The 23612-nt window shown below is 67.9% G+C and carries 25 protein-coding genes and 2 pseudogenes; 17 read left to right on the top strand and 10 right to left on the bottom strand.

Annotated elements, in window-relative coordinates:
* The 4 genes from LV780_RS20050 to LV780_RS20065 all read left to right on the top strand — a co-directional run bounded on the left by LV780_RS20050 (position 1) and on the right by LV780_RS20065 (position 5027).
* Positions 1 to 1398 (top strand): phosphohexomutase domain-containing protein, encoded by a 1398-nt coding sequence (locus tag LV780_RS20050; protein WP_117345216.1) that lies wholly within the window; start codon positions 1 to 3, stop codon positions 1396 to 1398.
* Between the two features lie 112 nt (positions 1399 to 1510).
* Positions 1511 to 2404, top strand: coding sequence for a UTP--glucose-1-phosphate uridylyltransferase (locus LV780_RS20055; RefSeq protein WP_117345217.1), 894 nt, complete (start codon positions 1511 to 1513; stop codon positions 2402 to 2404).
* Between the two features lie 127 nt (positions 2405 to 2531).
* On the top strand, positions 2532 to 3926 hold the full coding sequence (locus LV780_RS20060; RefSeq protein ID WP_117345218.1) for a UDP-glucose dehydrogenase family protein: 1395 nt from the start codon (positions 2532 to 2534) through the stop codon (positions 3924 to 3926).
* Between the two features lie 96 nt (positions 3927 to 4022).
* The gene (locus LV780_RS20065) at positions 4023 to 5027 is read left to right on the top strand and encodes an NAD-dependent epimerase/dehydratase family protein (RefSeq protein WP_117345219.1); all 1005 of its coding nucleotides are present in this window, start codon (positions 4023 to 4025) and stop codon (positions 5025 to 5027) included.
* Positions 5028 to 5114: 87 nt separating this feature from the next.
* Here the strand turns inward: LV780_RS20065 and LV780_RS20070 are convergent, their stop codons facing one another.
* The 6 genes from LV780_RS20070 to LV780_RS20095 all read right to left on the bottom strand — a co-directional run bounded on the left by LV780_RS20070 (position 5115) and on the right by LV780_RS20095 (position 10200).
* Positions 5115 to 5342 (bottom strand): hypothetical protein, encoded by a 228-nt coding sequence (locus LV780_RS20070; protein WP_180325238.1) that lies wholly within the window; start codon positions 5340 to 5342, stop codon positions 5115 to 5117.
* 188 nt (positions 5343 to 5530) lie between these two features.
* The gene (locus tag LV780_RS20075; RefSeq protein WP_233864222.1) at positions 5531 to 6688 is read right to left on the bottom strand and encodes an extracellular catalytic domain type 1 short-chain-length polyhydroxyalkanoate depolymerase; all 1158 of its coding nucleotides are present in this window, start codon (positions 6686 to 6688) and stop codon (positions 5531 to 5533) included.
* A 30-nt stretch (positions 6689 to 6718) separates the two neighbouring features.
* Positions 6719 to 7129, bottom strand: coding sequence for a CopG family transcriptional regulator (locus LV780_RS20080; RefSeq protein ID WP_117345283.1), 411 nt, complete (start codon positions 7127 to 7129; stop codon positions 6719 to 6721).
* Positions 7130 to 7271: 142 nt separating this feature from the next.
* Entirely contained in the window at positions 7272 to 7679 is a 408-nt protein-coding gene (locus tag LV780_RS20085; protein WP_117345220.1) for a BLUF domain-containing protein, read from the bottom strand.
* A 327-nt stretch (positions 7680 to 8006) separates the two neighbouring features.
* The gene (locus tag LV780_RS20090) at positions 8007 to 8387 is read right to left on the bottom strand and encodes a histidine kinase (RefSeq protein ID WP_101341531.1); all 381 of its coding nucleotides are present in this window, start codon (positions 8385 to 8387) and stop codon (positions 8007 to 8009) included.
* A 610-nt stretch (positions 8388 to 8997) separates the two neighbouring features.
* The gene (locus LV780_RS20095; RefSeq protein WP_117345032.1) at positions 8998 to 10200 is read right to left on the bottom strand and encodes an IS256 family transposase; all 1203 of its coding nucleotides are present in this window, start codon (positions 10198 to 10200) and stop codon (positions 8998 to 9000) included.
* A gap of 403 nt (positions 10201 to 10603) precedes the next feature.
* Between LV780_RS20095 and LV780_RS20100 the strand changes: the two genes are divergently transcribed.
* The 5 genes from LV780_RS20100 (at position 10604) to tnpA (ending at position 13812) form a co-directional block, all read left to right on the top strand.
* On the top strand, positions 10604 to 11422 hold the full coding sequence (locus LV780_RS20100) for a type IV toxin-antitoxin system AbiEi family antitoxin domain-containing protein (RefSeq protein ID WP_180325192.1): 819 nt from the start codon (positions 10604 to 10606) through the stop codon (positions 11420 to 11422).
* Positions 11412 to 11573, top strand: coding sequence for a hypothetical protein (locus LV780_RS22145; protein ID WP_204840137.1), 162 nt, complete (start codon positions 11412 to 11414; stop codon positions 11571 to 11573). Before LV780_RS20100 ends, LV780_RS22145 begins: the two co-directional genes overlap by 11 nt.
* A 99-nt stretch (positions 11574 to 11672) precedes the next feature.
* Positions 11673 to 12080, top strand: a complete 408-nt coding sequence (locus LV780_RS20110; protein ID WP_233864226.1) for a GSU2403 family nucleotidyltransferase fold protein — start codon at positions 11673 to 11675, stop codon at positions 12078 to 12080.
* Positions 12081 to 12479: 399 nt separating this feature from the next.
* Positions 12480 to 12740, top strand: a complete 261-nt coding sequence (locus tag LV780_RS20115) for a type II toxin-antitoxin system prevent-host-death family antitoxin (protein WP_101341529.1) — start codon at positions 12480 to 12482, stop codon at positions 12738 to 12740.
* A 670-nt stretch (positions 12741 to 13410) separates the two neighbouring features.
* Complete coding sequence (gene tnpA, locus LV780_RS20120) at positions 13411 to 13812, top strand: IS66-like element accessory protein TnpA (RefSeq protein ID WP_011910979.1); 402 nt, start codon at positions 13411 to 13413, stop codon at positions 13810 to 13812.
* Positions 13813 to 14028: 216 nt separating this feature from the next.
* On the opposite strand, the gene LV780_RS20125 is transcribed toward tnpA, so the two are convergent.
* From LV780_RS20125 to LV780_RS20135, 3 genes are read right to left on the bottom strand one after another with little or no spacing between them, the layout of a single operon-like run.
* Positions 14029 to 15318: a sensor histidine kinase gene (locus LV780_RS20125; RefSeq protein WP_233864228.1), complete on the bottom strand. Its 1290-nt coding sequence runs from the start codon at positions 15316 to 15318 to the stop codon at positions 14029 to 14031.
* The gene (locus LV780_RS20130; protein WP_011911182.1) at positions 15315 to 15983 is read right to left on the bottom strand and encodes a response regulator transcription factor; all 669 of its coding nucleotides are present in this window, start codon (positions 15981 to 15983) and stop codon (positions 15315 to 15317) included. Before LV780_RS20130 ends, LV780_RS20125 begins: the two co-directional genes overlap by 4 nt.
* Positions 15980 to 16228: a Cys/Met metabolism pyridoxal-phosphate-dependent enzyme gene (locus LV780_RS20135; RefSeq protein WP_233864231.1), complete on the bottom strand. Its 249-nt coding sequence runs from the start codon at positions 16226 to 16228 to the stop codon at positions 15980 to 15982. The genes LV780_RS20130 and LV780_RS20135 overlap by 4 nt, the downstream gene beginning before the upstream one ends.
* A 161-nt stretch (positions 16229 to 16389) precedes the next feature.
* Here LV780_RS20135 and LV780_RS20140 point away from each other — a divergent pair, with 161 nt between their 5' ends.
* From LV780_RS20140 to LV780_RS22030, 3 genes and pseudogenes are all read left to right on the top strand, one after another.
* Entirely contained in the window at positions 16390 to 17208 is an 819-nt protein-coding gene (locus LV780_RS20140) for a prevent-host-death protein (protein ID WP_233864233.1), read from the top strand.
* A gap of 430 nt (positions 17209 to 17638) precedes the next feature.
* Positions 17639 to 18976 (top strand): ferredoxin reductase family protein, encoded by a 1338-nt coding sequence (locus LV780_RS20145; protein ID WP_011910974.1) that lies wholly within the window; start codon positions 17639 to 17641, stop codon positions 18974 to 18976.
* An 84-nt stretch (positions 18977 to 19060) separates the two neighbouring features.
* Positions 19061 to 19261 (top strand): annotated as a pseudogene (locus LV780_RS22030) (helix-turn-helix domain-containing protein); the annotation flags it as partial.
* Between the two features lie 92 nt (positions 19262 to 19353).
* On the opposite strand, the gene gltS reads toward LV780_RS22030, so the two are convergent.
* Positions 19354 to 20559 carry a sodium/glutamate symporter gene (gene gltS / locus LV780_RS20155; RefSeq protein ID WP_011910972.1) on the bottom strand — a complete coding sequence of 402 codons (1206 nt, stop codon included), beginning with the start codon at positions 20557 to 20559 and terminating at the stop codon, positions 19354 to 19356.
* Positions 20560 to 20956: 397 nt separating this feature from the next.
* Between gltS and LV780_RS20160 the strand changes: the two are divergent.
* The 5 genes and pseudogenes from LV780_RS20160 to LV780_RS20180 form a co-directional block, all read left to right on the top strand.
* A pseudogene (locus LV780_RS20160) lies at positions 20957 to 21544 on the top strand (Tn3 family transposase); the annotation flags it as partial.
* A gap of 603 nt (positions 21545 to 22147) precedes the next feature.
* Positions 22148 to 22417, top strand: a complete 270-nt coding sequence (locus LV780_RS20165; protein WP_011910970.1) for a type II toxin-antitoxin system Phd/YefM family antitoxin — start codon at positions 22148 to 22150, stop codon at positions 22415 to 22417.
* A complete protein-coding gene (locus LV780_RS20170) occupies positions 22398 to 22664 on the top strand; it encodes a Txe/YoeB family addiction module toxin (protein ID WP_011910969.1) in 267 nt (88 codons plus the stop codon). The genes LV780_RS20165 and LV780_RS20170 overlap by 20 nt, the downstream gene beginning before the upstream one ends.
* A gap of 257 nt (positions 22665 to 22921) precedes the next feature.
* Positions 22922 to 23146: an AbrB/MazE/SpoVT family DNA-binding domain-containing protein gene (locus LV780_RS20175; RefSeq protein ID WP_108222325.1), complete on the top strand. Its 225-nt coding sequence runs from the start codon at positions 22922 to 22924 to the stop codon at positions 23144 to 23146.
* Positions 23143 to 23547 carry a type II toxin-antitoxin system death-on-curing family toxin gene (locus LV780_RS20180; protein WP_011910966.1) on the top strand — a complete coding sequence of 135 codons (405 nt, stop codon included), beginning with the start codon at positions 23143 to 23145 and terminating at the stop codon, positions 23545 to 23547. Before LV780_RS20175 ends, LV780_RS20180 begins: the two co-directional genes overlap by 4 nt.
* Positions 23548 to 23612 lie beyond the last annotated feature (65 nt).

Raw genomic sequence — 23612 nt, forward strand, 5'->3', positions numbered from 1 at the left:
ATGGCGCCGCGGTTCGGCACGAGCGGCCTCCGGGGCCTGGTGACGGAGCTGACGCCGGATCTGGTTGCGGCCCATGTGGGGGCCTTCCTGACCGCCTGCCCCCATGGCACGGGGCTTTTCATCGGGCGCGACCTGCGGCCCTCCTCCCCCGCCCTGGCCTCGGTCGTGGCCGAGACGGCGCGGCGCGCGGGTGTGCCGGTCACGGATTGCGGGGCGGTGCCGACGCCCGCGCTGGCGCTGGCTGCGATGGGGGCCGGGGCGGGAGCGGTGATGGTGACCGGCAGCCACATTCCCGCCGACCGCAATGGCCTGAAATTCTACCTGCCCACCGGCGAGATCACCAAGGCCGACGAGGCCGCGATCCTGGCGGCGCTGGATCATCCGATGCCTCCGGCCCCGGAGCCCGCCCCGCTGAGCCGGGATACGACCGCGGGCGCAGCCTGGGTCCGCCGCTCTGTCACGGCCTTCGGAGCCGACGCCCTGGCGGGCCTGAGGGTGGGGGTCTGGAGCCACAGCGCGGTCAGCCGCGATCTCATGATCGCCGCCTTGCGCGCCCTGGGGTGCGCGGCGGTGGTGGAGCTTGGCCGGTCGGAGGAGTTCATCCCGGTCGATACCGAAGCGGTGCCGGAGGGCGCGCGCCGGCAGATTGCGGACTGGATCGCCGAACACCGCCTCGATGCGCTGGTCTCCACCGACGGCGACGGTGACCGGCCGCTTCTGGCGGATGCGGAAGGGCGGGTCATTCCCGGCGACCTGCTGGGCCAGATCACCGCGGCGGCGGTCGGGGCCGAGGTGGTGGTGACGCCGGTCAGCTCCAACAGCGGCGTGGAGGCGGGCGGGCGCTTCCGGAGGGTGATCCGGACGCGGATCGGCTCGCCCTTCGTCATTGCGGGCATGGAGGCGGCTCCGGGCCGCACGGTGGGCTACGAGGCCAACGGCGGCTTCCTGCTGGGCTTCGAGGCCCGTCTTGCCGGGCCGCTGCCGCCGCTTCCGACCCGCGACAGCCTGCTGCCCATTCTGGCGCCCCTGTCGCGGGCGCGCGCCGCGGGCGGGCTTGCGGCGCTGGTCGGCCGCGAGCCGGACCGGTTCACGGCGTCCGACAGGCTCGAGGAGGTGCCGGCCGAGCGGGCCCGGGCGCTGGTGGCCGGGCTCGCAGCGCAGCCGGAGCCGCTCGCCGCGTTCCTGGCTCCGCTGGGGGAGGTGCCGGGCCCGACGGACCTGACCGATGGCCTGCGCGTGACCTGCGCCTCGGGCCGGATCCTCCATGTCCGCCCCTCCGGCAACGCGCCGGAGTTGCGCCTCTATGTCGAGGCCGAGACCCCCGGGACGGCCGGGGATCTCCTGACCCGCGGCCTTGCGGCGCTCGGGCAGGCTCTTGTAAAGATGCCCCCGGCATGACCCCGAGATCCAGTGGCGCGATCCGGCGCCACGGCTCCGGGCGCCCATTTTCGCTCTCCTGCCGGCGGCTTCCGCCACACCCGGATTCCGTTCACAACCACCAGGGCACTTCATGCAACGCAAGATCACAAAGGCGATCCTTCCGGTGGCGGGTCTTGGAACACGCTTTCTTCCCGCCACCAAGTCGATCCCGAAGGAGATCCTGACGCTCGTCGACCGTCCGCTGATCCAGTACGCGATCGACGAGGCGCGGGCGGCGGGCATCGAGCAGTTCATCTTCGTCACCTCGCGCGGCAAATCGGCGCTGGAAGATTATTTCGACGAAGCGCCCGAACTCGAGGAGGCGCTGCGGCGGTCGGGCAAGACGGCCCTTCTCGAGGCTCTCGCCGCGACCGATGTGGCATCGGGAGCAATCGCCTATGTGCGGCAGCACCGGCCCCTCGGCCTCGGCCATGCGGTGCGCTGCGCGCGCCATCTGGTGGGGGATGAACCCTTTGCCGTGATCCTGACCGACGATGTGATCGCGGGCGATCCGCCCTGCCTGCAGCAGATGATCGAGGCGCATGCCGAAACCGGCGGAAGCATGGTGGCGGCGACGGAGGTGCCGCGGGCGGCCACCTCCTCCTACGGCATTCTCGACATTGCCGGGGAGATGGGGGATCTCGTCCGGCTCCGGGGCGTGGTGGAGAAGCCGAAGTCCGAGGCCGCGCCTTCGACGCTCGCGGTGATCGGGCGCTATATCCTGGCCCCGCGGGTGATGGCGCATCTCGACCGGCAGACACCTGGTGCGGGCGGTGAGATCCAGCTGACGGACGCGATCGCCGAGGAGATCCGGGCCGGCGGGCAGGTCTACGGGTTCCGCTTCCGCGGCCGCCGGTATGATTGCGGCTCGAAGGCGGGGTTCCTGCAGGCGACGGTGGCCTTCGGGCTCGCGCGCCCGGATCTGGGCGAGGAGTTCCGTGCCTTCCTCGAGGAGGAGGTCGGTTTCCGCAGGGCCGCCGAGTGATGCCGCGAGCCTGCGCAGACGTCCGGCGGTTCATGGAGAGGCGGGGACCCCGTGACCTGATTGCCTCTTGCCTGCGCCGCCCGGATCTTCGGGCGGCGCTCCTTCCTTTTTGCAGAGGTTCAACGACATGAAGATCGCGATGATCGGCACGGGCTATGTGGGTCTCGTCTCCGGGGTCTGCTTCTCGGACTTCGGCCATGAGGTCGTCTGCGTCGACAAGGACGTATCGAAGATCGCCAGGCTGAAGGACGGCAAGGTGCCGATCTTCGAGCCCGGGCTCGAGGCGCTGATGGCGCGCAACGTGGCGGCGGGGCGGCTCACCTTCACGCTCGATCTGGCCGAGGCGATGCGCGGGGCCGAGGCGGTCTTCATCGCCGTGGGCACGCCGACGCGGCGGGGCGACGGGCATGCCGACCTCACCCATGTCATGGCCGCGGCCGAGGAGATCGCCCGCACGCTCGAGCATTACGCGGTGGTCGTGACCAAATCGACCGTGCCGATCGGCACCAACCGCAAGGTGGCCGAGGTGATCCGGGCGGCCAATCCGGCCGCCGATTTCGACGTGGCCTCGAACCCCGAGTTCCTGCGCGAAGGGGCCGCCATCGACGATTTCATGCGCCCGGACCGCGTGGTGGTGGGGCTGGAGTCCGAGCGCGCCCGGAAGATCATGGCCGACATCTACCGCCCGCTCTTCCTGCGCGACTTCCCGGTGGTCTACACCGGCCTCGAGAGCGCCGAGATGATCAAGTATGCCGCGAACGCCTTCCTCGCGACCAAGATCACCTTCATCAACGAGATCGCGGCGCTCTGCGAGCGGGTGGGGGCCGACATCAAGGCGGTCTCGAAGGGGATGGGCCTCGACGGGCGGATCGGCAACAAGTTCCTCCATGCCGGGCCGGGCTATGGCGGCTCGTGCTTTCCCAAGGACACCAGGGCGCTCGCCCGGATGGGGCAGGAGCATGCCACGCCGATCCGGATCGTCGAGACCGTCATCAAGGTCAATGACGAGATCAAGCGCCGGATGATCGAGAAGATCGAGGATCTCTGCGAGGGCTCGTGCCGTGACAAGGTGATCACGGTGCTGGGGGTGACCTTCAAGCCCAACACCGACGACATGCGCGACGCGCCCTCGCTGACCATCGTCCCGGCCCTGGTCGGCGCGGGGGCGAAGGTGCGGGTGGTCGATCCCGAGGGGCGGCGCGAGGGCGAGCATCTCCTGCCGGGCGTGCGCTGGATGGAGGATGCCTATGCCGCGGCCGAGGGGGCCGAGGCGCTGGTGATCCTGACCGAGTGGAACGAGTTCCGGGCCCTCGATCTGGGCCGGCTGGCGGGGTTGATGGCCGTGCCTCGGCTCGCGGATCTGCGCAATGTCTACGAGCCGGAGGCGGTGCGCGCGGCGGGCTTCATGGCCTGTCAGGCGGTCGGCCGGAGGCTGGACGGGCGGCCGGTCCGGGGCCCGGACCAGGAAACGGGTCGTGCTGCGGCGCACGCCTCCGGGGAGCATGCGCGGAAGACGGCCTGACGGCAGCCCGGCACATCGCTACAGTCCGGCGCCAAATGAAGAACCGCCTGGCCTTGCGGGCCGGGCCCCACCCAGCGAACCCAAGAGGGGCTTTTCGTGAGGCGCATCCTCGTCACCGGCACGGCCGGCTTCATCGGCTTCCATCTCGCGCGGCTGCTGCTGGCCGAGGGCTTCCGCGTCCATGGCTACGACGGGATGACCGACTATTACGACGTGGCCCTGAAGCGGCGGCGCCATGCGATGCTGCTGCAGGACCCGAACTTCTCGGCCACCGAGGGGATGCTCGAGGACCAGGCGCTGTTCGACCGGGTGGCCGATGAGTTCGCCCCGGAGGTGATCGTCCATCTCGCGGCCCAGGCCGGCGTGCGCTATTCGGTCGAGAACCCGCGGGCCTATCTCGATGCCAACGTGATCGGCACCTTCAGCGTGATGGAGGCGGCGCGGCGGCTGAAGGTGGCCCACCTGATGATGGCCTCGACCTCGTCGGTCTATGGCGCGAACGAAGAGATGCCCTTCCGCGAGACCGACAAGGCCGACCACCAGCTCACCATCTATGCGGCGACCAAGAAGGCGAACGAAAGCATGGGCCACGCCTGGGCCCATGTGCATGGGGTGCCGGTCACGATGTTCCGCTTCTTCACCGTCTATGGCCCCTGGGGGCGGCCCGACCTCGCGCTGTTCAAGTTCGTCGACGCGATCCTCGACGGCCGGCCGATCGACATCTACAACCACGGCGAGATGTGGCGCGACTTCACCTATGTGGACGATCTGGTGCGTGCGATCCGGCTTCTGATCGAGGCCGTGCCCGGAGGCCCCGAGACGGCGGTCGAGGAGGACAGCCTCTCGCCCGCCGCCCCCTTCCGCATCGTCAACATCGGCAATTCCGACAAGGTGCGGCTGCTGGATTTCGTCGAGGCCATCGAGGAGAGCCTCGGGCGCCGCGCGATCCGCAACTACATGCCGATGCAGCTGGGCGATGTGCCCGCGACCTGGGCCGATGCGGGGCTCCTCCACCGCCTCACCGGCTACCGCCCGCAGACGGATGTCCGCGACGGCATCGCGCACTTCGTCGCCTGGTATCGCGACTATTCGGGCAAGTAGTCGTGGCTTGTTCGCGACGCCCCGCTGTTGACCGAGCGGGGCGCGGGGCAGGACAGCGCGCCGAGCAGTGGCCGGACGACGCCCGGGTCACCGACGCGCGGGACGAACACCATCCTTCTTGCCGTGCCAGACGATATGGTAGCCGTCGGGGTGGGTCGATCCGTCGTGGCAATGGGCGATGCGATGTTCCGGCACGCCCTTCTTTTCCGGAAGTCCATGCTTGTGGCGAACGCCGCACGGGCATTCGAAGATGCCCAGCGGGTCGCGGTTGTAGTGGTTGGCTGTCACTTCATAAAGCGGCAGATGCTTGACCATGGGATGCGCCTTTCATTTCCGAGGCGAGAATACCGGAGCGGCCTCTGCCCGCAAAGGTCCGGCGCTTCGCTATCCACAGGATCATCGCGAGCGTATTCGGGCGGGGTGATGCGCGGTCCCGACCGCGCCGCCGTCGAGGCGCGGCTCGCCCTGCCACGGGGGCGCCGGATCAGGCGCCCCCGGCCGGGTCAGCTTCCTTCCAGGAAGAAGCGCACCATCTCGGCCGAGGCATCGGGCCCGGCCGGGTCGGTGTAGCTTCCCGAGGCGCCGCCCCCGGCCCAGGCATGGCCGGCGCCCTCGATGCGCCACAGTTCGGCGAGGCTGCGGCCATCCTCCCCCGTCACCGTCTCGCGCCTCCAGCTCCGCCCGGCCGGGGTGCGGCCCCGCTCCTGCCGGCGCGCGCCCCGGGCCGTGGCGCCGGTGGCTGCAAGCAGGGCCTCGGCGTTCGAGGGATGCACGGTCGTGTCCGCCAGCCCGTGGAAGATGATCGTGCGCACCGGCTGGCGCGCCGTGACCGTCGCCCGCGCCCGCTCGCCCCGCATGGCGGCGAAGGCCGAGATCACGTCATGCGCCGCCCCGTGCGGCAGGCCGGAATGGATGCCCGCCGCCGCGAAGAGCTGCGGATGGGTGGCGGCGAGGGTGGCCGCCATCGCGCCCCCGGCCGACAGGCCGGCGACGAAGATCCGCCCCTCCCCGACCGCGCAATCGCGCGCCACCTCCTGCGCGAGGGCGGCCAGCAGCGCGGCCTCTCCGCCGTCCTCGCGCTGGTCGCCGGGACGGAACCAGTTCCAGCAGCCTTGGGCGTTGTGCTGGCGCGTCTGGTGCGGGTAGGCCACGACCAGCCCGTGCCGCTCGGCCTCGGCGTTCATCCGCGAGCCGGCGGCGAAGTCATCGGGATCCTGGGTGCAGCCATGCAGCATCAGCACCAGCCCGCGCGCACCCTGCGACGCCGAGGCCGGAACATAGAGCAGATAGTCGCGCGCGCCGTGGCGGCTGGCGAAGCTGCGGGTCTCGAGCCGCGCCCCCTCGGGGATCGGCGGCCGCGGGCCGCGCCCCGGCTGCGGCGCGCCCGGCCGGATCCGCGCCAGCGCATCGACCACCTCGCGCAGCCCGCGGCGCGCGGGTGGCCCGGCCGGAGCGGGGCGCGGAGCCCTCTCGGCGACCACCTCGGCCTCCTCGATCGGGGGCCCGGCGAGCGGAGGGCGGTTCGCGGGTGCGGGGGGCTCCGGCCGCGGCTCCGCGCGGGCCGAAAGCGCCGCCTGGATGGTGCGCGTCGCATCCCCCGGATGGCCGGCGCGGATCTGTTCGAGCGCGCGGCTCATGGTGGTCGCGAAGTCGATCTTCATGATGTCGTCCTTTCCGGGGCCCGGCTGGCCCTAGCGAATGCGGTCCTTCAGGGCCGCCTTGACCTCGGCGGGCGCCTGCAGCGCGCCAAGGATGGTGAGCGAGCCGATCACGGCCGCGGCGAGCTCGGCCGGAACGTCCGGCGCGATGCGGGCAAGGCCGAGGACGCGGATGTGCAGCCTCTCGCCCGCCGCCTGCGCGGCCTCGAGATCCGCGCGGGTGATGTCGCGCAGCCCCAGCTCCAGCGTGTGGCGCGCGATCGAGCGCGACAGGACCTCGCCCTCGGTGGCCAGCTGGCTGCGGATCGCGGTGCGGATGAAGTCGCTGCGGTTGGAATAGAACCCTTCCTGCACCAGCAGGTCGATCCGGCCGAGATCGACCGGCCCGAGGTTGATCGTGATCTTCTCGCTGTCTGGAACCCTCTGGGCCGGCGCGTTCGACATCGTCTTCTCCATCCACATGGATGGTATATGGATGCCTTACGCCATCCTTCAAGAGGGCGGGGCATCAGCGACCGGCGGCGAAGCCTCGGATGGGTGCGGGCGGTCTGCCCCGCGCGAGGGCGGCGCCCGGTGCTGCGACCCGTCAGGCGGCCGACATCCGGGCCACGATCTGGTCGTGAACCCGCTCCATGTCCTCGGAATCCTTCAGATCGAGCAGCTTCAGCTTCGGCATGAGCGCGCGCAGTTCCTCGCGCGACAGCAGGCGCATGGACCAGTCGGGGAACCGGCGCTGTTCGATCTTGCTCAGGCCGAAGGCGATGATCTCGGAATGCCGCGGGTCCTGCGAGATCCGCAGGAACAGATCCCGGCACGCCTCTTGCGGACCTTCGAGGGTCTGGACGAAGTGAAAGCCGTTGTAGAGCAGGATGCCGGTGATCCCGAGCCGGAAATTCCTCATGCGGCTCGACTGCATGATGCGGACCATGTCACCCACCGGATCGGAGAGGCGGACACGGCTTCTGTAGCTCAGGGACACCAGTTCACGGCACATGCGGTCACAGTCTGCGAATGTGGATATTTCAACAAGCCCATTTCCCGCGTCAGCCCGCGATACGTTTGTCGTCCACATGATCAAACGGAGGAGCGGACCCCGTCCAGCGGTCTCGGGGCGCGAGGGCACGCGCCAGGAGCCGGGCGGGCGGGCCCCGGCAAGATGCGGCCCGCGGATCGGATCGGAGAGCAGGCGGGATCAGACAGCCCTCACGAGACGGAAGGTGGTCATGGCGGCCCTGCCCGGCGCCTGCCGCGGCCGGAGGCTGGCTGTGGCGACTGGGACCGAAGGGATCGTCCGCATCGAGGCGAGGGTGCTCCAGGCGATTTACTGCAGATCTTCCCAGGTGATGGGGAGGCGATACCGGGCAATGATGTCCGCGGCCCTCTGCGCGATCCAGTCGCTCTCCTGAGGGCGCAGGGCGATGGCTTTGGCCACCCGGCTCAGGAAGACGAAGTCTTCGGGGTCGTAGGGCAGGTTGTGGTGCCGGATGATCGCGGCGATCTCGAACGCGGGCAGATGGACGCCCCCCGTTGCCGCTTCGAGAAGACGCGCATGTTCGGCATAGGGGGTCACGGCCTCCCGGAAGGCCTCCTCATCCTCCCTGCGGATCCAGACGGTCCGGGGGATGAGCCCGCGCGCCCGGCGTTCTGCCGAACGGCGTGCCTGATAGGTTTTCATCTCCGCCCGGCGTATGTCGTCAACCATGATCTCTTCCCGACGTGTCGGGGAGAATTTCTATCAGCGTGGCGGGACGGGATCGAGATGCGGCAGATCCGATGGCGGCCCGCCGCGGGATCCGGAACGCGTCAGGCCTGTGCCGCAAGTGGCTTTCCCCTCCAGGCCGGTGCCGCCGGATGTTACAGCGCGTGACCGGTTGAGAGGTCAGGGCGAATGCCGCAACGGGCCCCTTCCCGGCCGGCGGTAAGGCCGCCTCCGGCCAGGCCGGACATCGGGCGAGCGCGGTTCTCCTCGTCGCCGGCCGCGGGACTGCGGCGGCTTTCCCCGGGCGCGCGGATGGCCCGATGAGCCGGGTCTGGTCTTCGCCCGCCGGTCGTCCGGCCGAGCGAAGACCAGACCGGGGCGCCGGACCGAAGGCGGCGATTGCGGCCCCCAGGACGATCAGGGTCGCCGCCGCAAGGATGCTCCAGCTCATCGGGGTCAGGCCGAAGAGGAGAAGAAGGAGCGTGGAGAGGAGGGGCGCCCAGCAGCGGCAGGTGCCCGTGCTTCGTCGCATGGTCCCAGGCGAAGAAGGATCGTGTCCCATCTTGTGGTGTAGCTGACCGCGGGCCTCGTGCTCGGAAGCGGGTCGAGCTGGTCAGTCGCGCTGCGCGGCAGGCAGGCTGACGGTGAGATCATCGCAGACCGGAGCGAGGGTTTCCAGCGTCAGGTATCGGCCGCGCTGGACGGTCCATTCCTCGGTCTGCTCCATCAGGATCGCGCCGACCAAGCGGCGGATGGATGCTTCGTTCGGAAAGATCCCGACCACGTCGGTGCGCCGCTTGATTTCGCCGTTGAGACGCTCGATCGGATTCGTGGAATGTAACTTGGCGCGGTGCTGGGCGGGAAAGGTCATGTAGGCCAGCACATCCTCCTCAGCCGTGTCCATGAGCGTGGCGAGCTTCGGCAGCTTGGGCCGCATCTGGTCGGCCACGAGCCGCCATTGCGCCTTGGCCGCCGCGTGGTCCGGCTGGGCGAAGGCGGTGGCGATGAAGGCGGAAACCACCCGTCGGCTGTTCTTGCCGGCATGCGCCAGGGCATTGCGCTGGAAATGGACCCGGCAGCGCTGCCAGCTGGTGGACAGCACCCGGGCCGTGGCAGCCTTGATGCCCTCGTGCGCGTCGCTGATCACCAGCTTCACGCCGGAGAGCCCGCGGCGCACGAGGTCGCGCAGGAACTCGGTCCAGAACGGCTCGGCTTCCGAGGCCCCAATGGCCATGCCCAGGACTTCGCGTCGCCCATCCGTGTTCACGCCGACGGCGATGGTGACGGCCACCGACACGATGCGCCCGCCCTGGCGGACCTTGAGGTAGGTGGCGTCGATCCACAGATAGGGCCATTCGCCCTCGATCGGCCGCGTGAGGAAGGCGTCGACCCGCTCGTCGATCTCTTCGCAGAGCCGGCTGACCTGGCTCCTGGAGATCCCGGTCCCGCCCATGGCCTGCACGAGATCATCCATCGCGCGGGTCGAGACGCCCTGGACATAGGCTTCCTGGATCACGGCCGTCAGCGCCTTCTCGACCGAGCGCCGCGGCTCGAGGAAGGAGGGGAAATAAGAGCCGGTGCGCAGGCGGGGGATGCGCAGTTCGACACTTCCGGCCCGGGTCTGCCAGTCCCGGTCGCGATAGCCGTTGCGCTGCGCCAGCCGCTCGCTGCTCTTCTCGCCGTAGTCGGCGCCAGTCCTGGCGCCCACCTCGAGCTCCATCAGCCGCTCGGCGGCGAAGCCGATCATCTCGCGCAGCAGGTCGGCATCAGCGCTCTTCTCCACCAGCGCACGGAGGTCCATCATGGGTTTGGTCATCGGGGGCATTCCTCGGTTCAAGGTTGGCTCAGCAACCCGACCCTACCGAAAAACCCGATGACCACCGCACCGCCGCCCGCCCGCTACGGCGCTTGATGTGAGCGCGCGAGCGGGCGGCGGCGCTACCGGCGAGCTACACCATTTGAAGGGACGTCACCCGAAGAAGGCCAGACCCCGTGTCGCCATGATACAAGGAACTTAGGCGATTGGTGCGCCTATGGCTGCGCGGGGCTCTACGCTGGCCGCATGCTATGCGGCGGCCAGCGTAGAGCCTGGTCCGGCCTGCCGGACGCGCCCGCGCGTTCTTTGAAATCCCGCAAATCCGTGCACTCAAAGTATCCGGATCCTCTCAAAGCCAAAGCCCTCCTGTCACCATCTTTGATATTGTGGCATAATGTGTACTATGAGTGCACAACGGAAAGAAAAGTTGAAGAGCGTTCTGGAGGCGGTCCCCGCCGGCTTCGTCGTGGACGCGCGCTGGCTGGACACACATGGCGTCAGCCGTTTCCTGAGCCGCCGCTATACAGACAGCGGCTGGCTCGAACGCCTGGAGCGCGGCGTCTTCCGCCGCCCCGCGCCGCAGCCCGCGCCGCTCGACTGGCAAAGCTGCGTGCTCTCTCTTCAGCATATCATGCACTATCAGGTCCATGTCGGCGGCATATCCGCCCTCGGCCTTCACGGTTACCGCCACTATCTGCCGCTCGGCGCGCCACCGCCTTTGTGGCTCTACGGCGACGACACGCCGCCCTGGCTCTCCCGCCTCACACTCGACGCACCACTCACAAGCCGCCCGTTGTCCCTGTTCAGCGACCCGGCGCTCGGCCTGACGGAGAACAAGACGGGCAGCACGGTGACACTGCCCTGGGGCTGGACCCTGCGCCTGTCCGCCCCGGAACGCGCGATCCTCGAAGCGCTCGACGAACTGCCGGAACAGGAGAGTTTTCACAATCTCGACATGGTGTTCGAAGGGCTTACGACATTGCGCCCCCGCCAGCTGACGGCGCTGCTGCATAGCTGCCGCAAGATCAAGGTCCGGCGCCTGTTCTTCGTCTTCGCCGACCGCCACAAACACGCCTGGCGCGAACGGCTCAATCCGGAGGATTTCAACCTCGGCACGGGCGACCGCGCGCTGATAATCGGCGGCAGACTGCACCCGCGCTATCGCATCATGGTCCCGCCGGACTTTGTGGACACAACCGACGGAGCGACCGATGGCCCATGATGCCTATGCCGCGCAGGTCGCGCTGCTGGTGCGACTGCTGCCCTTCATCGGGGCGGAACCGGTCCTTGCGCTCAAGGGCGGGTCGACCGGCGATAGCGTTTCACCCATGCGTGCGTCGGAAGCTGCTCGAGGTTTGTGTGTAGCAGATTGAATCTACGACACTTTCGGACGCACGCAACCGCCTCCCGCCCAGTTCGATGAATAAGGCGGGGTCACTTTCCCACACAAACTATTTTTTGTGCAGGAAGAATTGCGTCGGACCGGCTTCGCCCTATTCCCACACATCGGCGAGTCCGTTCAGGCTCTCAGGCATCTCGAGTTCACCTTCGATGGCTCGCGCGACGCTGTCTCGCTCTATCGCTCGGGCGTACCGATCAAGGTCCCTGCGCCAGAGCGATACGCCCTGCACAAGCTGATCGTCGCCCCGTTGCGCAGCGGGACATTCCGGGAGAAACGCCGCAAGGACCTCGACCAGGCCAGCTGGCTGCTCTCCGTCCTTTCCGAGCGACGCGCCTACGAACTGTGGTCGGCATGGGACGACCTCTGCCGCCGCGGGCGAACGTGGCGTGAGCGGGTGGATGCCTTGCTCGAAGAGCGCCCCGATGCCCGGGCAAGCCTCGACCTTGTCGAAGACGAGTTCGGGCCTCCCGCATCCTGACGCCGGTCCGGCGGGTACCGTCCGGTGTTCTGACGACTTTTCAAGAAAATATATCTCCATAATCCGGACCGTAAGCCCTCTCCGCAAGGGGCATCTTTTTTGTGACGCCTTCCCGGAGCCGCTCCGTCGGAGGGACGCGGCGATTTCATTTGTCATTTCCAGTCAATGGCTTGCACCCCGACCTTCCATGCCGCCCTCCCGAGCACCGGGACATCTTCCGGGCGCTGCCTTCCTCCGTGGCCCGCAGCGCGACCTGCGCGGGTGGGCCGGGTCGAGGATGGTCCGGACCATCCCCCGGGCCTGGGCAGACGGCGATCTCGCGGCGGCGAGCGGGCATTTCGGACTGGATGTCGAGCGTAAATTACGTAATTTACGCTCAGTTCGAAGGACAGATCGCCCATGCCTCACGCCACGATCGTGGAGGAATTCCCCAAGACCGCCCTTTCCCGCCGGACAGGAGACGTGCTGGCGGCCGCGGCCACCGGCCCGGTCTGCCTCACCGATCATGGCAAGCCGCGCTTCGTGCTCATGACCATGGCACAGTTCGAGCGGCTCTCCGGCCGCACGGACGGCCGGACGGAAGACTGGACCAGGGACCTCTCGCCGGAGGAGCAAGCGCTTTTTCTCGCCGAGATCGACGAGCGGATGTGCGACATCTGATTTGGGGGCCGGGGACTGGGGCCGGTGACTGGGAGCTGTCGGGCGCGGCGATCGGGAAGCCCGCCCTTGGCGTCATCCGGCGCGCATCGCGCCCCTGCGAAAGAGGGCGCTTTGATACCAAGACAGATTGGTGAGCCGTGGAGCCGCGGTTACCTGTTCTTGCGAGGGTATGCCCGCAGGACCGGCGTGATCCGACGGGTTGGACGAGGTCGCATGGCTGCCGCCATGCGTGGGGATGGGGAAGGATGCAGGCGGTGGCAGGGGTACGGGTCCGGACGGTGGGAGGGCTGCACGGATGACGGCGGCCCTCCCCTCCCCGCCCGGAACACCGGACCTGCCGCGCCGCATCCTGGACCTTCTCGGCGCGCTTTTGCGCGCCAGCCCGACCGGGGCCGACGCAGCGCTTTCCTCCACACTCGCCCGCCTTGCGGCGCTCTTCGGGGTCGACCGCGCCGCGGTGGTGCGGCCGGGGTCCGATCCGTCCGGGCCCGACCTGCCCGCGTGCTGGTCGTCGGATGGTGTCGCGCCGGCAGGCATCGGCCTCTCGGGGTCGTTTGCGGGAGGGGGCGAATTCCTACAGGGCTTTGGACGTTCTGCCCTCCGGTCCGTCCGGATGTCTCCGGTGAGGGCCGTCTGCCGGGGTTTGGATTTCTGACTTAAGGCATGCCTTATGTCATGCGCTAAGGTCTTTTCACAATTCGAGGTCTTCGCGGCGGGCGAGCTTGGCTGCCGCCGGAGCTGGACGGATGCGGAGAAGGTCCGCATCGTCGAGGAAAGCTATCGCGGTCACCGGCAGGGCTCGGGGGTCGCGCACCGCCACGGGATCTCGCGGGCGCTGCTGACGCAGTGGCGTCGGGCCTATGATCTCGGGCAACTGGACGGCGCGCCGACGGCGTTCACGGCGCTGGAGATCGCGCCCGATCCGGTGCCGTTGCCGCAGGGGGCGCCATGCGGGGCGGCAGCCGACGCGCGGGTCGAGATCACGCTGGCGAACGGTCGGCGCCTCGCCGTGCCGGCCGACATCGAGGGCGGCGCGCTGACGCGCCTCGTGCAGGTCCTCGAACGCGCATGATCGCCTTTCCAGCGGGCACGCGGGTCTGGATCGCGGGCGGGGTCACGGACATACACCTCGGTGACCAACCGGGATCACACCGTAGACGGCGCTGAAATTACACCACGTGCTCGGACGCTAACGAGTCCCACGCCAAGCCCTTTTGGGCCAAATATATTCTCCTGTGATGAGGATACCTGGACGCAGCGATTGACGAACCGACGCGACCGTGCCCGGTCATGCCCGCGCGGGCAATGTCACGGTGATTGCCAGCCCGCCGCCTTCGGCCTCGGCAAGGATCAGCCTCCCGCCGTAGGCCGCGATCCGGTCGGCCGCGATGGAAAGGCCGAGGCCATGGCCGGGCATCGTTTCATCCAGTCGCGCCCCGCGGGCAAGGATGCGGGCGCGGTCGGCCTCGGGGATGCCGGGGCCGTCGTCGATGATGGTGATCTCTACGCCGTCAGGACAGGGTTCCGCCGCCAGCCGCACGGATGTCCGCGCCCATTTCACCGCATTCTCGGCCAGGGCACCCAGAATTTCGGCCAGATCCTCGGCATCGCCCCGAAAATCCGGGGCGCCGGTCGCTGCGACCTGCAGCGCAACGCCGCGACGCCGCGCCTCGGGCGTCAGGACCAGCGCCACATCCTCCAGGACCGGAGCCAGCGCGACATGGGCGGACGGATCCAGCCCGGCCGCCGCTGCACGGGCGCGCTTGAGGTGCCAGCGGATGATGCGGTCCATCCGGTCGATCAGGGCAGCGTCCTCGGGGCCCGCGCGGTTGGCCAGCACCGCCAGCGGGGTCTTCAGCGCATGCGCCAGATCGCCCGCATGGGCGCGCGCGCGCTCCAGCTGCGCGGCATTGGCGGTGATGAGGCGGTTCAGCTCATCCGACAGGGGCTCCAGCTCGGCGGCCCGTGCCCTGGGCAGCGCCTTCGCCCGCCCGTCGCGCACGGCCGCCACGGCCCGGGCGAAGTACGTCAGGTCCATCAACCCTGCCCGTACCGCCAGCACCTGCGCGGCCATCAAGGCCGCCCCCAGCACCGCCAGCGCCAGGGTCAGGGGGCGGCGAATGACGGCCAGTGCTCCTTCGGCCTCGGCCGCAGGCAAGGTCACCGTCACCGTCAGCCGCCGCCCGTCGCCCGGCGCAGTGAACCCGGCGACGTGCGAGACCAGCGCCGCGCCATCCGGCCCGGTCCGACCCGCGCCATCCACGCCTAGCGTGCCGGTCACCAACGAAGGCGAGCGCGCCAGCACCGCCGCCCCGTCGCTGACCTGCCAGTACCAGCCGGACAGCGGACGCTCGAAACGCGCATCGGCAGGGGACGGAACCACCGCGACGCCCCCCGTCGCATCCCAACGCGCCGCCGCCATCACGCCCCGTGCCGCCGCCGTCAGTTCCGCATCAAGCCTGCGGCTCACGAAATCCGCCAGCACGGCCGACAGCGCCACCCAGGCAACGACCAGCGCCGCCATCGTCAGCCCCGTCGACCAGGCAAGCATCCGCGCGCGGATGGATCGCAACCTCATGCCGGATCGCCGGGCAGCAGCCGATAGCCCTCGCCCCGCCTGGTTTCCACCCGCGCCTCGCCGATCTTCTTCCGCAGCCTGCCGATCACCACCTCCAGCGAGCGGAAATCGCGGTCGGCGTCACGGTCATACATATGTTCGGACAGTTCCGTCCGACTGACGACACGGCCCTTGTTCAGCATCAGGTAGCGCAACAGCCGGGCCTCGAAGGCTGTCAGCCGCAGCGGCATGCCCTCCAGCGTGGCAAGCCCGGTCGCCGTGTCCAGCACGAGGCCGCCCGCCGCCAGTTCCGCCGTCGCGTGCCCCGCCGCGCGGCGGATGAGGCTGGAGAGGCGCAGCGTCACCTCCTCCATGCGGAAGGGCTTCAGCACGTAGTCGTCAGCCCCGGCCCGGAACCCCGCCACCTTGTCCGACCATGCGTCCCGCGCGGTCAGGATCAGCACGGGAAAGGACAGTCCCGCGCCGCGCCAGCGCCGCAGCACCTCGATCCCGTCGATCCCCGGCAGGCCGAGGTCCAGCACGGCGGCGCCGACCGTCTCGGTCGCGCCGAGGAATTCGCCCTCCTCGCCGTCATGCGCCAGTTCCACCGTATATCCCGCCTGCGCCAGCGCGGCCGCGATCTGGCCGGCAAGGTCGCGGTCATCCTCGACCACCAGAACCTTCACGGGGCGCCCTCCGGCAGGATGCGCGCCTCGGACTGGCCGACGCCGTCCACCTCGAGGAACCGGCATCCGGGGCCGGTGATCTCGATGTCCAGCACATTTCCGGCGGGGGTAAGCCAGCGGATTTCCTGCACCAGCCCGTCATCCTCCGCCTCGATCCGCAGGGCCTCGCCCCGATAGCGGGCGGAGACGCAGGCCAGGGCCGAAGCAGCGTCGATGGCGGCGGCATCCTCGGGCGGGTCGGCCATCGCCGGCGCGGCAAGAAAGGCAAGAATCAGGAGTGCGAACGCAGGACGCATGGTTTGTGGATAGTAGCCCAAGGCTCAACGGAAACCAAACCGCGCGGTTGCGGTGGCGTTTGGCGCGAATCGCGCAGAACAGCGCCATGATGAACTCCAAGGAGAAACCGATGAAACGCGTTCTTGCCGCCCTGATCCTGACGACGGCCCTCGCCACTCCCGTTGCCGCGCAGGAAGTCCCGCTTTCCGGCACGGTGGCCGAGGTCTTCGGCACCCGGATCGTGCTGAGCACGCCCGAGGGCCGCGTCCTCGTGACCCTTCCGCAAGGCACCACCGCTCCCGCGCCCGGCACGCGGCTGGACCTGACCGGCACGCGCACGGGCGAGACCTTCGCCGCCACCACCGTGACCGAAGGGCCCGCCGCCGCTCCGGCCGAGGCGGTGCTGCCCTCTGCTCTGCGCGGCCTTGACCTGACCGACATCCGCACCCGCTCCCGCAAGGACGGCAAGATCTACATCTATGCCCGCGGCGGCACCGGCTGGCTCCGGGCCGAGGCGCGGGGTGACCGGCTGCTGGAAGTTCAGACCGATGGCGCGGGTCTGCCGCAGCCGCTGATCGAGACCCTGCTGCCCGCCGCCGTCCGGGCCGAGCCGCGCCTTGCCGAGATCGCCCGCCTGACCGAGATCGATCTGGACGACGACGGCGAAATCTCGGTCGAGGGCTTTGCCACCGACGGAATGCGGATCGAGATCGAATTTTCGCGCGACGGAACCCTGAAGGATTTCGAGCGCGAGCGCGACGACCGCCGCTCGCTGTCCGAGGCCGCGGCGCGGGAAAAGCTGGTTGCGCTCGGCTACACCGACATCGGCTTCATGGAGCGGGGCGGGCGGCATGTCACCGCGCTCGCCACCAACCCCTACGGCGACACGGTCGAGGTGCGGCTGGACGATCAAGGCCGCGTCGAACGCGAGCGTCTGTGGCAGAACTGACGGGGACGCAGATGATCGTCACATCTCGTCCCTCTGCCGTCGTCGCCGAACCGGCCCGCCTTTCCGGCACCCGGATGGCCGCAGGAGCCGGACTTCGCCATGCCCGCCCCGCGGCAAAAGGAACCTCTCTGGCCGGTTCTCCCGACCGGCGCGGTTCCTGCGGCGCCGGCCCTTGCCGTTGATCTGATCGAGGAGGTCCTTGACCTCCTCTGGCGCCTCGGTCGCCGGATCGGCATCAGGTCCCCCGGCGCAGGAGGCCACGGGGGCCGGATGGCCGATCACCGCGATCGAGGCAGGACATGCCGCCCGGGCGTATGGGTGACGCCCCCGCTTCAGTCCGACCATGACCTCATGACAGAGGCTGGCGCGGGCTGGGCGATGGATGCACAGCGGATGCGGCCGGGCGGGCTGGAAATTCCGGAGAAGAAGAATGTTGCGTATCACGTTGGTGTTCTGGGTAGGCCTGCTCGCCCTCACGGCACTTTGGTTTGCGGCCGCACCGGGGGTTCTTGCGGCCCCGGGACTTTTCGAACTTCGCGCCTTCATGCTGCAATACAGCGGGCTTCTGGCCATGGCGATGATGAGCGCCGCGATGATCCTGTCCTTGCGTCTGCGGTGGCCCGAACGCTGGCTTGACGGGATGGACAGGGTTTACCGCCTGCACAAATGGCTGGGCATCGGCGGGCTTGTCCTGTCGATCGTGCATTGGCTGTGGGTCGAGGGGCCGAAATGGGCGGTGGGCTGGGGCCTTGCGACGCGTCCCCAGCGCGGCCCCCGGCCGCCGATCGAGGATCCGGTCGCGGCCTTTCTCGCCGGCTATCGCGGAGCCGCCGAGGACGTGGGCGAGTGGGCGTTCTATCTCGCGGTCGTCCTGATCGTCGTGGCGCTGGCGCGTGTGGTGCCTTACGGCGTTTTCCGCAAGCTCCACCGCCTTCTGCCGCCGATCTATCTGGCGCTGGTGTTTCACACCATCATCCTGACCGACTTCAGCTACTGGACCCAGCCGGTCGGGGTGGTTCTGGCGCTTCTGCTGGTGGCGGGCAGCTATGGGGCAGTGGTGTCGATCCTTGGGCGGATCGGGGCAGGCCGCCGCATCGCCGGCAAGATCACCGGACTGACCCCCTTCCCCGGCGTGCAGTCGCTGGAAAAGCTGATCACGCTGGAACCCGGCTGGCCCGGTCACCAGCCCGGCCAGTTCGCCTTTGTCACCTCCGTTCCGCGTGAAGGGGCCCATCCCTACACCATAGCCTCGGCCTGGAACCCCGACAGCCGGCGCATCAGGTTCGTCACCAAGGCGCTTGGCGACCATACCTCGCAGGTCGGCCAGCGGCTGGAAGTCGGCCAGTCCGTGACGGTCGAAGGCCCCTATGGCTGCTTCACCTTCCAGGACGACTGCCCGGTGCAGATCTGGATCGGCGGCGGCATCGGCATCACGCCGTTCATCGGGGCCATGCAGGCACGGGCGCAGCAGGGGTGGGGGCGGGACAAGGTCATCCACCTGTTCCACACCACCGCCGAGGTTGACGAGAACGCCCTGAGCAGAATCCGCGACGATGCCGCAGCGGCGGGCGTCACGCTCCACCTGATGATCGATTCGAGAGATGGCCGACTGACCGGCGACAGGATCCGCGCCGCCGTGCCCGACTGGCGCGAGGCCAGCCTGTGGTTCTGCGGCCCCGAAGCGTTTGGCCAGGCGATCCGCAAGGACATGCTCGCCCATGGCCTGCGCGCGAAGCGCTTCCATCAGGAACTGTTCCGCATGCGTTGACAGCCGCAACTCCCATCAGGCTGGCCAGCCGGCTGCCATCAAGGTCAGCCGGGCTCCCGCCCGCAGGACCCCCTCGCGCATCCGCGCGAGGGCATGGCGATTGCCAGAGCACGGGGCAAGCTGCGCGGCAAGCAGCCCAAGCTATCGGAAAAGCGGCAGAAAGAGCTGAGGCGTATGCATAGCTCAGGCGAGTACTCGGTCAGCGATCTTGCTGAACTCTTCTCCGTCTCCACGCCGACCGTCTACCGAACCCTGAACCGCGTCAGCCGACCAGTCGGGCCTTGACGTACTTTTCTGTCCCGTCCGGCATCAGAGCCCAGAACGGCTTCGTCAGCGCCACCAGAGGCCAGACAGGCCGCCCGGAGGCGCGCCACATCTCACCCCACCAAAACCGCGATGATCGCCGCATTGACGATGTCGATGAAGAAGCCGCAGACCAGCGGCACGATCACAAAAGCCCGGTGTGCCGCGCCATGCTGCTGCGCCACGGCGGTCATATTGGCAATGGCAGTCGCGGTGGATCCAAGGGTGATCCCGCCAAACCCTGCCGATATCACCGCCGCCTCGTAGTCGCGGCCCATAGCCGGAAATACGATCAGCAAGATGAAGAGCACGGTCAGCAGGATCTGGGCCGCGATCGCAGCGAGGATGAAGAGGAAGACGCTGCTCAATTCCCAAACATGCAGGCCCATCAGCGCCATAATCAGAAAAAGCCCGAGCGATAGATCAGAGATCAACGCCAGCGCATCATCCACTCCAGGCCAAACCCGCCGCACCTTGCGCCCTGGTGCCAGCGGCGCAAGGTTGCGCAGCACGATCCCGGCCACAAGGCAACTCACAAAGGCGGGCAGCGTAACCCCGGCTGCACTGATCACCTCGTGGAGCGCAAGGCCCAGAATCACGGTCACATTCAGCGCCAGCATCGCCCAGAGAATGCAGAAATAGTCCATCCGAACCGCAGGGGCAGCATTGGGCGCGCCGATGTCCAGATCACGGCCTCCCGAGGTCAGGACGCCGCCCCTGCGTATCAAGAAGGCGGCGATGGGGCCACCGATCATACAGGCCGCGATCAGCCCCAGCGTATTGGCCGCAATGCCGAGTTCCAGCGCATTGATGATACCGAGTTGTTCGACAAAGATGGGGGCCCAAGCCAGCGCAGTTCCCACCCCTCCTGTAAGAGAGACCGAACCAACCAGCAGTCCGGCTTTTGGCTCCATCCCGAAAAGACCCGCAAGGCTCATGCCGACCACATTCTGCAGGAGGATGAAACCCGTAGCCAGCACCAGCAGCACGACAAGCGGCCTGCCTCCGGCGAGAAGGTCACGGATACCAGATTTCAGCCCGATCCCGGCAAAGAAAACGAGAAGCAGGAAGTCGCGGATAGCCACATCGAAGGTAATCTGAGTGTCGAACAGGGTCCAGGCGAGACCCGTGACCGCGATGCAGAGAAATCCGCCCGCTACCGGCTCAGGGACAGAATATCTACGCAGAAACCCGCAATTGAGCGTCAGGACCTTGCCCGCGATCAGGAGGACCATCGCGAGGTTGAAGGACAGAAATGGATGTATTGAAAATGTTGTCATGAATTTGCCTTTCGTCCGGTTTTGCCGGCGATTTTTTCACTTTCCTTCGGTTCCGGTGAATCTGTCCTGCTGGGCCGAATTCCGGCGGAACTGGCCGCGGGCTCCAGCTGCTGCCACCTGCTCTTGCAGGGTAATGATGCTGTCCTGTGCCTGGGCGGATAGAGGCCTCGCCCGCATCAGCCTCCGGCAACCCCGGCGCGGTTCAGTACCCCGTGCGCGATCCAGCCTTGAAAAGCTGTTTTCTTCCTGAGGGTTGCCTCATAACAAAAAGAGGTAAGGTGGTCCACCCAGTCTTGCCTCCCTCGCCGTACAGAGCCGCTCCAAGCGTTCATTTTGGTATGCGGCGTGATCGTATCTCAACCAAGGCACAAGCAACCGACGCCCTGTCCGGCGTAGGTCTGACGCTCTTGCGCAGCGCTTCGTCGCCGAGTGCCGCCGGACCAGAACGATCCTGCCCGCGGTCACCACCATCGAGCGGCTCTGCGCCGACGCGCTGGTCGAGGCCGAACGGTGGATCGAGGCCCGCATCGCCGACCGCGTGGACGCTGTGCTGAGGGAGCGGCTTCTGGCGATGCTGGAGGAGACGGTGGACGCTCGCCTGACGCGCTTCGTCTGGCTGCGGCAGTTCGAGGCGGGCTCGGACTGGGCCGCCGCCAACCGCCTGCTGGACCGGCTGGCCTGGCTTCAGGATCTGCCGCTGACCGTCGACCTGCTCGCCGGCGTCCCGGCCACGCGGGTCAGCAGCCTGCGCCGACAGGGGGAACGCCACTTCGCCGACGGGATGCGCGACGTTCCCGAGCGGAGGCGGCTCGCCATTCTCGCCGTCTGCGTGGTCGAGTGGCAGTCGGCCCTGGCCGATGCCGTGGTGGAAACCCACGACCGCATCGTCGGCCAGCTCTACCGCTCGGCCGAGCGGCTCTGCGACGCCAAGGTGGCCGATGCCAAAACGGCCACGCGCGACACGCTGAAATCCTTCGCCGAGGTGACGTCCATCCCCGCATATCTCCACTCGCCGGAGTGCAAGCCCGTTTTGCGGCGCGGGTTCTCTTTTTCCGGCAGGGGCACTCTGCAAGCCTGAGGAGACCGGTCCGCATCATCCCCATGCGGGATCTCCGGCCGCCTGGAGCTGCGACAGGCGACACCACGGTCGATCGACAGCTCCAGCCAATCCGTCCGTCCACCTGCCGCATGGGGGTAGCGCCCGAGACCTGCCCTCCGACGAAAAAATACTTCAAATTCCATTGGCGCCTTCAGGCCTACCATCGAATATCTGGACGCGCAGCCGGGATCGGCTCGACTCTCCGACACGGACACCGCCGCATGACAGGCCGCATCTGCTCGCCGCCGTCGCCCGCAACCGTGCGGCGCGGCGCACAGCTGTCGAAGGCTGAGAACCCGTTCCCCGACGAGCAGAGGCCTGCGCCGCGCCCTATCCTGGCGCGCGCCCGGCAAGCCAGGGTCCATCCCCGCGGGCGCGGTTGCAAGCCAGGGCTTGATATGTACAGCATTCTGTACATATAGGGGTGAGCAGAGACCATATTCGTCCAGGTACATCTCGCATCAACTCTCTCCTTTCCGGCGTATCCACATGAACATCCTCACCTATACGGATGCTCGAAAGCATCTGAAATCCGTCATGGATTCCGCTATCCATGACAAAGAGGAAACCGTGATTACCCGCGCGGGCCAGGAAGCTGTCGTCGTCGTCGGGAAAGAAGAATGGGATGCGATCCAGGCAACGCTCCATCTTCTGTCGTCACCGGTCAACGCCGCCCGACTGCGGGAATCCATTGCTCAGCTGAACGCCGGGCAAGGAACGGAGCGAGACCTGATCGAAGATGAAACTGATATTCTCTGACCGGGCCTGGGATGATTACCACCATTGGCACCAGACAGACGCCACGATCTTCGAGCGGCTGAACGGACTGATCAAGGAGGCCTCACGCCAGCCGTTCCGAGGCACCGGGAAACCGGAACCCTTGAAGGGGGACCTGTCGGGTTGGTGGTCGCGCCGGCTGACCGGAGAGCACCGCCTCGTGTATCGGGTTTCCGGGAGCGGTGTGACGCAAGCGCTGGAGATTGCCCAGTGCCGCTATCACTACTGAGACACCAATGGCCCGGCTTCGACCAGGGCACGCATCGGCAACCGGGCGGGCGCACACCCTGCTGCGGCATCTTCGGAAGACGCCCGCATGTCGCGTCGAGGAGCGCCTCGAACGGGTTCGCGACGAACTCATTCCTGGTCGAACTCCTGGCTTGCCCTGCGAGCAGGAGAAGTGCGTAGGCTCCTGCCCTGAGCCTTGCCCTGCATCGACTCCCGCGGCAATAATGTATATACTTATGTATATACCATGAGGCTGCCATGTTCGAAACGAAGATCCGCAAGGTGGGCAACTCCGCCGTCATGACGTTGAGCGCCGAACTGCTGGCGATCCTCGACGCCAAGGAAGGGGACACTTTGTTCGTGGTGCGGGGCGATGACGGCTCGCTGAAGATCATGACGCATGACCCGTCGGTGGCGGCGGCGCTGGAAGCGGCCGAGATCGTGATGGATGAGAACCGCAGCCTGCTTGCGGCTCTGGCTTGACTGCCCCCGTCTGGGTGCCTCTGGCGGCGATCTTCGCCATCCATGACCGGCAGATCGCTCGGCACGGGGGAAAAAGCGGGCTTCGGGACCGGGACCTGCTCGCGAGTGGCAGTGCCCGTCCTGTCGACCTCTGGTCCTGTGGCACCCCCACTCTGGAGGAGCTGGCGGCCTCCTGTGCGTTCGGCATCACGAAGGCTCATGCCTTCATCGACGGGAACAAGCGGACAGCTTTCGTGACCGCGGTCACCTTTCTGCGCCTGAATGGGGTCGCGTTTCGGCCTGATGCCGCGGAGGGCGTTCGGATGATGGAGGGGCTCGCCGCGGACGCAGTCTCCGAGGCCGAACTTGCAAAGTGGCTGCAGGCGGGCAGCCGTCCGATCCTGATCGGGGCCGCGCGCTGAGTTGGTTTGCGCCCCGACCTGCGGGCCGGAGATACCGGCATCCCGGTAAGTCATCAAAGCCTCGA

The sequence above is a fragment of the Cereibacter azotoformans genome (assembly GCF_021391315.1).
Taxonomy (GTDB): Bacteria; Pseudomonadota; Alphaproteobacteria; order Rhodobacterales; family Rhodobacteraceae; genus Cereibacter_A; species Cereibacter_A azotoformans.